The sequence below is a fragment of the Pseudonocardia xinjiangensis genome, from assembly GCF_012911925.1.
Taxonomy (GTDB): Bacteria; Actinomycetota; Actinomycetes; order Mycobacteriales; family Pseudonocardiaceae; genus Pseudonocardia; species Pseudonocardia xinjiangensis.
Window position 1 is genome coordinate 18250 of sequence record NZ_JAAXKY010000105.1, and the last position, 9318, is coordinate 27567.

A 9318-nucleotide genomic window follows, 5' to 3' on the forward strand; every position below is an offset into this window, starting at 1 on the left:
CAAGGTGGTTGCTACCCTGCGTGCCATGACTGGGGCCACCCGCCGCGGCCGCTCCGCGCAGGGGCGCGCCGAGGTCCGTCGCGACCTCGTGGCGGCCGCCGTCACGCTCTTCCGGGAGCGCGGTTACGAGGACACGACGGTCGACGACATCGCCGCCGCCGCGGGGGTCGGGCGCCGCACCTTCTTCCGCTACTTCCGCAGCAAGGAGGACGCGGTCTCGCCCGACCACGAGACCGCGCTGGCCAGGGCGGCAGAGGTCTTCGAGACCGCGCACGCCACCGAGCCCGCCGCAGCGCTGGCCCTGCGCGCGGGCGAGACGGTGTTCGACATCTACACCGACGACCCGCACCTGTCGGTGGAGCGCTACCGGCTCACCCACGACGTGCCGGTGCTGCGCGACCGGGAGTCCGCGAGCATCGACCACTACCGGCGGCTGTTCACCCGGTACCTGCGTGGTCGCTTCGCCGACGATCCGGACGGCGACCTCCGCGCCGCGGTGATCGGCGCGGCGGTGGTGGCAGCGCACAACCTGGCACTGCGTGCCTGGCTCGCGGCCGGTGCTCCCGAGGACGGGATGGAGGCCTGCCGCCTGCGGTTCCGGCGGGTGGCCGAGATGCTGCCGGGAGAGCCTGCGCACACCAACGGCCTGCACGCGGTGACCCGGCGCCTGGAGCAGGCGGTCGTGCGCCTGGAGCGCACGACACCCCCCGCGCAGTAGCGTTTCCTCCTCGGTCGGTCACAGGGCCTCAGCCACGGGTGCCGCGGAGGCCCCCCTCCATCTCCGCGCTGGCGGCGTCCAGTGGCACGCCGGACGGGTCCCGCAGCACCAGGGTCGCGAGAATCGCCAGCACGAAGCACACACCCGCGAGCAACGTGGTGATCCTCAGGCCGTAGGCGCTCAGCACGAGCGGTGCGACGAAAGCGCCGAGGAACGCCCCCACCTTGCCGAGGCTGGAAGAGATCCCGTGGCCGGTGCTCCGCGCCGCCGTCGGGTAGCACTCCGCGCTCAACAGAATCAGGCCCGGATTCGGGCCGAATGCGGAACCGAACAGGGACAGCCCGAACACCACCGCGAATGGCGCCACCGTATCCGTCAGGCCCGGGATCGCGGCGATCAGCAGCATCGATGCCGCACACAGGCAGAGTCCGGAGATCTGCAACGTGGTTCGCCGCATACGGTCGATCACGGCGAGCCCGACCAGCGCACCGGTCACTCCGAAGCAGACCACCAGCAGGGCGTTGATCGCCACGTTCGTCACGTTGTCGGTGGCCGGTGAGATGCTCTTGATCAGCAGCGGCTGGCTCACCGAGTTGCCGTAGGACGCCACGTCGTAGAAGAACCAGCTCACCCCGGTGCCCACGAGTGTGAGGAGAAAGATCCTGTTCAGGAGCATGTCTCTCAATGAGAGCTTCACGCGAGCCGGGCGGGAGACCACACCGATCCCGCTTCGCTCTGAGAACGCGGAGAGATCGTCGGCCGCCCGCTCCCGGTCCCCCGCCACCCGCAACGTCCAGCGCGGCGATTCGGGCATGTGCCTGCGGTTCCAGAGCACGATGATCGACGGAACCGCGCCGAAGCCGAGGATAAGGCGCCACGCCAGATCGGATGGCGTGCCCGCCGCCAGGATGAGCAACGACACGAGATACGCCGTCATCTGCCCGAGGACGTAGAACGCGAACGACAGGCCTACCAACCTGCCTCGATTGAAGCGGTTCGCGTACTCCGTCATGATCACGCCGGACGCGGGGTAGTCGCCCCCGATGCCCAGGCCGAGGATGAACCGGGCGACCAGCAGCCACGTGAAGTTGGGTGAGACGGCGGAGAGCAGGGCGCCGACCACCATGATCGCTGCTTCGAGCCCGTAGATCCGGCGCCGGCCGAGCAGGTCGCCCAACCGTCCGAAGAGGAACGCGCCGATCGCGGTGGCCAGCAACGCGGAACTGCTGGCCACCGCCACCTGGCCCGCGTCGAGCCCGAACTGTGGTCTCACGAGCAACATCACCGTACCGATGACGTTGAGGTCGTACGCGTCGGTGAAGAAACCCGCACCCGCCGTGATCGCCGCCTTGAAATGGAACAGGCTCAATGGCGCATCGTCCAGCGCTTCCTCGATCGGGTCGGATATCACCGGCACCACCGTCCGGCCACGGTGGACTGATCGCAGCATCTGCAGCTCCATACTCCAGGCACAACTCGGCCGACGTCAACATTCCAAGAAGCTCTCCGACGGTAATGCTGACCCGGCGTGACACTCTGGTGAACTCCGGTAAAATTGCACCGACCGAAGCCCGGACAACTCCGTCCGGTTCCCCGGAGTGGCCGAGGCCATACTGTGGTGATGACTATCTATGCCAGAGGCTGCCGGTTGTGCCTACGGTAGATGCGATTTGCGGTGCAACTCCTCGCTCGTTTCCATGATTCGCCCCGATCAGCAGACTCGTCGGAAACTCGACAACAAGTAAGGACCGGACATGTCGCGCGTGCTATTTCTGGGAGACGTCGTCGGACCCGATGCAGTCGATTACGTCTGCGAGCGGGTTCCGACGCTCCGCCGGGAGCGCCGGGCGGATCTTGTCGTGGTCAACGCCGAGAATGCACTGCGCAGCGGGCCGCGGATCCGCACGGGTTTCGGTATGAGCCAGGACATCGTGCGACGGCTCTGCGAGTCCGGGGTGGATGTCATCACCAGCGGAAACCACGCGTGGGACGGCGAGGTCGCCGAGGTGGAACGGGTACTGGCGCATCCGCGCGTGCTTCGCCCGGCGAACATGCCCGTCGGCGTTCCCGGCAAGGGCTCGATCACGCTGGGTGTCCGGGACCACGCGATCACGGTGGTCAACATGATGAGCAGATCCGCCGTGGTGGAGGCCCAGCCGATGTTCCAGCGCTGGCTCGACCACCCGGGGCATGTCGGCCCGCTCTGGCCGGCCTGGGAGGCCGTCGATCGGCAGGGGGCCACCATCGTCGACCTCCACGGCCTGGTGATCAGCGAGAAGCAGGCGTTCGCCTATGCGGTGGACGGCCAGGCGGCCGCCGTGCTGGGCACCCACACCCACGAGGCCACCCACCATCTGCACCTGCTCCCCCGCGGCACGGCGCTGGTCACCGACGTGGGGATGACCGGACGGCTCGGCGGCGTCACCGGTATCGCCCCGGCGCATTGGGTGGCCACGTTGCGGGGCGAGGACGTCACGGATCTCCCGCCGTACGAGCTCGCCGACGGCCCGATGACCCTCGGCGCGGTCGTGGTGACGATCGACGGGAACCGGTCCACGGCGATCGAGCGGGTCAGCTGACCGTCCGGCATGTCCCGACCCGGTTCGTGGGGACGCCCCGCAGCCCTCGTGCCGAGCTCGTGAGGGACGTGGACGTGCGTGATCCCCGGGCCGCACCATCGGGTGCGCAAGCCGAGCTGGACGGGCTCGGGCCCGGGGATCACGGGTGACTGCCTGGAATTCGCCGGCACCACACCGGCTTCCACTTGGCCGTCGAAACGAGTCCTGTGGTGCTAGCGGACAGCCACCTCACGAGTCCTGTAGCTAATCAACGCTGGACCACCTCCTCTCACGTGTACTGCCACCCTACGTGCGGGAAGCGGCAGCGCGCCACGGGATTTTCGGCGTCCTCAGCCCTGCCCCGCGGCGGCCCGCAGGGCCGTGTCCTTGGCCAGGACGGACGCCGCCAGCTCGGCTTGAAACCGCTCCATCCGGGCCAGAAGTTCGGGGTCACCGGCCGCCAGGATCCGGACGGCGAGCAGGCCGGCGTTGCGTGCGCCGCCCACCGCGACGGTGGCCACCGGGACCCCGGCGGGCATCTGCACGATCGACAGCAGCGAGTCGAGCCCGTCGAGCTTCGCGAGCGGCACCGGCACGCCGATCACGGGCAGCGGGGTGGCCGCGGCGACCATCCCGGGCAGGTGCGCGGCCCCGCCGGCACCGGCGATCACCACGCGCAGCCCGCGGCCGGCCGCGGCGGTGGCGTAGTCGAGCATGCGCTGCGGGGTGCGGTGGGCGGAGTACACGCCCACCTCGTGCGGCACGTCGAACTCGGCGAGGGCCAGCGCAGCGGCCTCCATCACCGGCCAGTCCGAGTCGCTGCCCATGATCACGCCGACCAGTGGCTCAGGCATGCTGCACCTCCCGTTCGACCGTCCCCGTGTGGGGCGACCACCCGTCGGGCCACTCGGCGGTGGAGAGCCACGCCGCGGCCAGCGCGGCCCGGCGGCGCACGACGTCCATCTCGGCGCCCAGCGCCGTCACGTGGCCCACCTTGCGCGCCGGCCGCTCCTCCTTGCCGTACAGGTGCACCTTGACGTCGGGGAACCGCGCGAAGAGGTGGTGCAGCCGCTCGTCGGTGCTCATGGCGGGCGGCTGGGCGGCGCCGAGCACGTTGGCCATCACCACGGCGGGAGCGGTGGGCGTGGTCGTGCCGAGCGGGTAGTCGAGCACCGCACGCAGGTGCTGCTCGAACTGGGACGTGCGGGAGCCCTCGATCGTCCAGTGCCCGGAGTTGTGCGGGCGCATCGCGAGCTCGTTGACGACCAGCGCGCCGTCCGTGCGCTCGAACAGCTCGACGGCCAGCAGGCCGGTGACGTCGAGCTCCGCCGCGATGCGCAGGGCGAGCTCCTGCGCCGTGACGGCCACGTCCTCGTCCAGGCCGGGGGCCGGCGCCAGGACCTGGACGCACTGGCCCTGCTCCTGCACCGTCTCCACCACGGGCCACGCCGCCGCCTGGCCGTACGGCGAGCGCGCGACGAGCGCGGCCAGCTCGCGGCGCATCGGGACGGCCTCCTCGACCATCAGCGGCGTGCCGGCGGCCAGCAGTTCGGCGACCAGATCCTCGGCCGGGGCGTCGAGCATCCAGACGCCGCGGCCGTCGTACCCGCCGCGGACGGCCTTGAGCACCACGGGCCAGCCGTGCTCGGCGCCGAAACGCTCGACGTCGCTCGCGTCGCGGACCTCGGCGAACCGCGGCACGGCAGCACCGAGCCCGGCGAGCCTGCGCCGCATCACCAGCTTGTCCTGGGCGTGCAGCAGCGCGTCCGGGCGCGGGTGCACGGTGACACCCGCGGCGACGAGCGCGCGGAGGATCTCCTGCGGCACCTGCTCGTGGTCGAAGGTGACCACCGTGGCGCCGCGCGCGAACTGGCGCACCGCAGTCAGGTCGGCGGCGGCTCCGCTGTGCACGTCGGCACACACCAGCGCGGCGGGGTCGCCGGGGCGCTCGGCGAGCACCCGGAGCGACTGGCCGAGCGCGATGGCGGCCTGGTGGGTCATGCGGGCCAGCTGCCCGGCGCCGATCATGCCGACGACGGGAAGGGGGCGGGAAACGGACGGGTCCACGATGCGGGAAGCCTACCTGCGGGCGCCGCGCTCTCGGCGTCTGGCACGATCGAGCAGGTGCCTATGGTCGAGTCGGTGCTGGCAGCCATCCCGCAGCCCTACCGTGACGTCGCCGTCAAGCATCGCGAGCTCGTGAAGTTCGCCGTGGTCGGCGGCTCGACCTGGGTGATCGACACCGCGATCTTCCTGTTCCTCAAGAGCACCGTTCTCAGCGACAAGCCCATCACGGCGAAGATCATCTCCGTGCTGGTGGCCACGATCGTGTCCTATGTCCTGAACCGCGAGTGGTCCTTCCGCACCCGTGGAGGCCGGGACCGGCACCACGAGGCCGCGCTGTTCTTCATCATCAGCGGTGTGGGCGTGGTGGTCTACACGGCCCCGCTGGCGATATCGCGCTACGTGCTCGATCTCCAGGTGCCGGACGTGAGCCTCCTGACCCAGGAGATCGCCGACTTCGTCAGTGGCCAGATCATCGGGGTGCTCGCCGGCATGGCGTTCCGCTGGTGGGCGTTCCGGCGGTTCGTCTTCCCCGACGAGAACGCGCGCAGCAAGGTCCCCACGAGCTGAGCCCCCCGGGGGAGGGCCCCGGGGCGGTCAGCGCGGTGGTGAGGAGACCGGCAGCGGCGTGCCCACCACGGCGTCCGCCCGCGCCACCGGCAGGAAGATCGTGAACATCGGCGGCCGGGCCCGGGACAGCTCCAGCCGCCCGCCGTCGGCCTCGACGAGTGCCCGGGCCAGCGCGAGCCCGAGCCCGGTGGACGACCCCACCGAGACCCCGCGGTCGAAGACGTGGGGCACCAGCTCCTCCGGCACCCCCGCTCCGGCGTCGCTGACCTCGATGAGCAGGCTGTTCTCCGCCGCCCGTGCGCTGAGCGTGACGGTGCCGGCCCCGTGCTGGATCGCGTTCTCGACCAGCGCCCCGACCGCCTCCCGGATCCGGGCGGGCGTCACCCGCGCCAGCAACCCGGCGGGCACCCGCAGCTTCAGCGACCGCCCGGCGGCGCGCAGAGCCGGCCGCCACTCGTCCGCGACGGTGCTGAGCCCCTCCCGCAGGTCCTGCAGCTGCGCTCCGGCCGCCCGGGCCGCGCGGGCGGCCTCGAGCAGCTCGTCGAGCACGGCGGAGAGGCGCTCGGCCTGCTCCAGCGCGGCCAGTGCCTCCCGGCGCGCGCTCGGGTCGGGATGCTGGGTGAGCTCGTCGAGCCGTAGCTGCAGTGCGGTGAGCCGGCTGCGCAGCTGGTGAGACACATCACCGACGAGCGCGCGCTCGCGCTGCACGAGCTCCGCGAGCGCCGTGGCCGAGGTGTCGAGGACGTCGGACACCGCGTCCAGCTCGGGGATGCCGTGCCGCTCGGGTGCGGAGCGGAAGTCGCCGGCGCCCAGTCGGGCCGCGCGGTCGGCGACTCCGCGGAGCGGCTCGGCCAGCCGCCGGGCGGTGACGGTGGCCACCACCGCTCCGGTGGCGACCGAGAGCACCACCAGCAACGCGACGACGAGCGTGACCTGCACCTGTTCGGCACGCAGGACCAGGTGTGGCTCCTCGAGCGTGATCGAGCCACCTGGACCGAAGGGGATGGTCTCCGACACGGGGTTCGCCCCCACGTCGGGGCCGATCACGTGCGGCGGCTGACCGGCCTGCTGCAGCACGAGGCGACCGCCCGCCGGGATGGCCAGCTCGAGCGCCCGCATGTCGACGTTGGAGAAGTCGCCGTTGGCGCCGGTGAGGGTGGCGTCCAGCCGCCCGGCGACCCGTTCGAGGCTGGACGTCAGCTCGCCGCGGGTGAAGTCCTCGACGAGCCGCCAGGTGGTGATGGTGAGCGGCCCGCCGAGCACCAGCGCGGTGATCGCGACGACGAGCAAAGTGGACTGCAGGATGCGGCGACGCAACGCAGATACCGATCAGTCGTGGTTGAACCGGAAACCGACGCCGCGCACAGTAGCGATCCGGCGCTCACCGCCGATCTTGCGGCGCAACCACGACATGTGCATGTCCAGGGTCTTGGAGGTCTTCATCTCCGGGTCGTTCCAGACCTCGCGGAGAATCTCCTCGCGGGTGACGACCTGGCCGGCGCGCAACAGCAGCACGCGCAGCAGCTCGAACTCCTTGTTGGCGAGGCCGATCTCGGCCCCGTCGACGAGCACCCGCCTCCCGGACAGCTCCATGCGTACGCCGCCCACCTCGACCGACTCCGGGGTGAGCCTGCGCAGCAGCGCCCGAACCCTCGCCAGCAGCTCGGCGAGCCGGAACGGCTTGCCGACGTAGTCGTCGGCCCCCGCGTCCAGCCCGACGACGAAGTCGACCTCGTCGGTGCGCGCGGTGAGCATGAGGACCGGCAGGTCAGGGGCGTCGAGCCGCACTCTGCGGCACACCTCCAACCCGTCCATCCCGGGTAGACCCAGATCGAGAACGAGCAGGTCGACCTGCCCGAGCCGCACCCGCTCCAGCGCGGCGGCGCCATCGACGGCGACGTCCACGTCGTAACCTTCGCGCTGCAGAGCGCGCGACAAAGGTTCCGCGATGGCGGCGTCGTCCTCAGCCAACAGGACGGTGGTCACAAGCCCAGTGTATGCACCTTCTGGTCGGGCGGTCCGACAATCGGGCCGCGGCACGCCCCGCGTCCCCGCTCACTCCGTCACCGGCGAGCTCACGACGGTCACCTGCCGGCCGTGTCGCGGGAGCGAACCTCGGCGTCACCGGCGGGTGAGGCAGGCTCTCCCGTTGTGGACAGCGATCTCGAGCTCGCCCTGCGTCTCGCCGACACCGCGGACGCCATCACCCTCGACCGGTTCCGCGCGGCCGACCTGCGGGTCACCCGCAAGCCGGACCGCACGCCGGTCACCGACGCGGACACCGCGGCCGAGGACGCCATCCGCCGCACCCTCGCAGCGGAACGTCCGGACGACGCCGTCCTCGGTGAGGAGGGTGGGGGTGGAGTGCCGGAGTCCGGCCGCGGCTGGGTGCTCGACCCGATCGACGGGACCAAGAACTTCTCGCGCGGCATGCCCGTCTGGGGCAGCCTGATCGCCCTCGCCGTGGACGGCGAGCCGGTCGTCGGGGTCGCGAGCGCGCCCGCACTGGGCCGGCGCTGGTGGGCAGCCCGCGGTGCCGGCGCGTGGACCACCGACGCCCCGGGCGCCCCGCCGCGCCGGATCAGCGTCTCCGGCGTCACGGACCTCGCCGACGCGTACGTCTCCACCACCGACATCACGACGTTCGCCGAGCTGGGACGCCGCGAGGACTACCTGCGCCTCGTCGACTCCTGCTGGGAGAGCCGCGCCTTCGGTGACTTCTGGCAGCACTGCCTCGTCGCCGAGGGCGTGCTCGACCTCGCCGTCGACGTCATCGCGAACACGTGGGACCTGGCCGCGCTGCTGCCGATCCTCGCCGAGGCGGGCGGCGCGCTCACCGACCTCGCCGGGGTGGCGACGCCCGCCGGTGGGGACGGGATCGCCTCGAACGGCAGGCTGCACGACGACGCGCTGGCGATCATCGGCAGGGAGAAGCGGAACCCGTGACCGAGCTCGCCTACGAGGACTTCACCCCGGGCCGGGTCTTCGACCTGGGGACGACGGTCGTGGACCGGGACGAGATGCTCGCGTTCTCCCGCCGGTTCGACCCCCAGCCGTTCCACGTCGACGAGGAGGCTGGGGCGGCGTCGATCTTCGGCCGCCTGGCGGCATCCGGCTGGTTCACCGCGGCGCTCTGGATGCGCGCCTACGCCGACGGCGTGCTGGCGCGCGCCACGTCCGTCGGCTCCCCCGGCGGCGACGAGATCCGCTGGCCGGCACCCGTCTTCGCGGGTGACGAGCTGCGGGCGACCATGGAGGTGCTGGAGGCGCGGCGCTCCCGCAGCCGCCCGGGGCTGGGGCTGGTGCGGCTGCGGGCGCTGCTGCACCGCGGCGACGAACTGGTTTACAGCAGCACGTTCACCGGGATGTTCGGCACGCGCGACGCGCAGTAGCCCCGCCCTCCTCGCC

Annotated in this window: 10 protein-coding genes; 5 read left to right on the forward strand and 5 right to left on the reverse strand. The window is 71.5% G+C overall.

Annotation, left to right across the window (positions count from 1 at the left end; genetic code table 11):
* Window positions 1–25 precede the first annotated feature (25 nt).
* Entirely contained in the window at window positions 26–718 is a 693-nt protein-coding gene (locus tag HF577_RS26075) for a TetR family transcriptional regulator (protein WP_169398592.1), read from the forward strand.
* A gap of 28 nt (window positions 719–746) precedes the next feature.
* Here the strand turns inward: HF577_RS26075 and HF577_RS26080 are convergent, their stop codons facing one another.
* Window positions 747–2168 (reverse strand): MFS transporter, encoded by a 1422-nt coding sequence (locus HF577_RS26080; protein WP_169398593.1) that lies wholly within the window; start codon window positions 2166–2168, stop codon window positions 747–749.
* Between the two features lie 304 nt (window positions 2169–2472).
* Between HF577_RS26080 and HF577_RS26085 the strand changes: the two genes are divergently transcribed.
* Window positions 2473–3297: a YmdB family metallophosphoesterase gene (locus tag HF577_RS26085; RefSeq protein WP_169398594.1), complete on the forward strand. Its 825-nt coding sequence runs from the start codon at window positions 2473–2475 to the stop codon at window positions 3295–3297.
* A 329-nt stretch (window positions 3298–3626) separates the two neighbouring features.
* Here the strand turns inward: HF577_RS26085 and purE are convergent, their stop codons facing one another.
* Together purE and HF577_RS26095 are read right to left on the reverse strand one after the other, a co-directional pair.
* Window positions 3627–4130: a 5-(carboxyamino)imidazole ribonucleotide mutase gene (purE, locus tag HF577_RS26090; protein WP_169398595.1), complete on the reverse strand. Its 504-nt coding sequence runs from the start codon at window positions 4128–4130 to the stop codon at window positions 3627–3629.
* On the reverse strand, window positions 4123–5343 hold the full coding sequence (locus tag HF577_RS26095; protein WP_312859392.1) for a 5-(carboxyamino)imidazole ribonucleotide synthase: 1221 nt from the start codon (window positions 5341–5343) through the stop codon (window positions 4123–4125). The genes purE and HF577_RS26095 overlap by 8 nt, the downstream gene beginning before the upstream one ends.
* A gap of 57 nt (window positions 5344–5400) precedes the next feature.
* Between HF577_RS26095 and HF577_RS26100 the strand changes: the two genes are divergently transcribed.
* Window positions 5401–5910, forward strand: a complete 510-nt coding sequence (locus HF577_RS26100) for a GtrA family protein (RefSeq protein ID WP_169398596.1) — start codon at window positions 5401–5403, stop codon at window positions 5908–5910.
* Window positions 5911–5937: 27 nt separating this feature from the next.
* Here the strand turns inward: HF577_RS26100 and HF577_RS26105 are convergent, their stop codons facing one another.
* Both HF577_RS26105 and HF577_RS26110 read right to left on the reverse strand, forming a co-directional pair.
* Window positions 5938–7227: an ATP-binding protein gene (locus HF577_RS26105; protein WP_169398597.1), complete on the reverse strand. Its 1290-nt coding sequence runs from the start codon at window positions 7225–7227 to the stop codon at window positions 5938–5940.
* Between the two features lie 12 nt (window positions 7228–7239).
* Window positions 7240–7896: a response regulator transcription factor gene (locus tag HF577_RS26110; protein ID WP_169398598.1), complete on the reverse strand. Its 657-nt coding sequence runs from the start codon at window positions 7894–7896 to the stop codon at window positions 7240–7242.
* Between the two features lie 165 nt (window positions 7897–8061).
* Between HF577_RS26110 and hisN the strand changes: the two genes are divergently transcribed.
* Together hisN and HF577_RS26120 are read left to right on the forward strand one after the other, a co-directional pair.
* A complete protein-coding gene (gene hisN, locus HF577_RS26115) occupies window positions 8062–8856 on the forward strand; it encodes a histidinol-phosphatase (RefSeq protein WP_169398599.1) in 795 nt (264 codons plus the stop codon).
* On the forward strand, window positions 8853–9302 hold the full coding sequence (locus HF577_RS26120) for a MaoC family dehydratase (RefSeq protein ID WP_169398600.1): 450 nt from the start codon (window positions 8853–8855) through the stop codon (window positions 9300–9302). Before hisN ends, HF577_RS26120 begins: the two co-directional genes overlap by 4 nt.
* The last annotated feature ends 16 nt before the right edge of the window (window positions 9303–9318 follow it).

Bases quoted from the DNA above. Each gene is read 5' to 3' on its own strand.
- HF577_RS26075 (WP_169398592.1), top strand. From the start codon at position 26: ATGACTGGGGCCACCCGCCGCGGCCGCTCCGCGCAGGGGCGCGCCGAG.
- HF577_RS26080 (WP_169398593.1), bottom strand. From the start codon at position 2,168: ATGCTGCGATCAGTCCACCGTGGCCGGACGGTGGTGCCGGTGATATCC.
- HF577_RS26085 (WP_169398594.1), top strand. From the start codon at position 2,473: ATGTCGCGCGTGCTATTTCTGGGAGACGTCGTCGGACCCGATGCAGTC.
- purE (WP_169398595.1), bottom strand. From the start codon at position 4,130: ATGCCTGAGCCACTGGTCGGCGTGATCATGGGCAGCGACTCGGACTGG.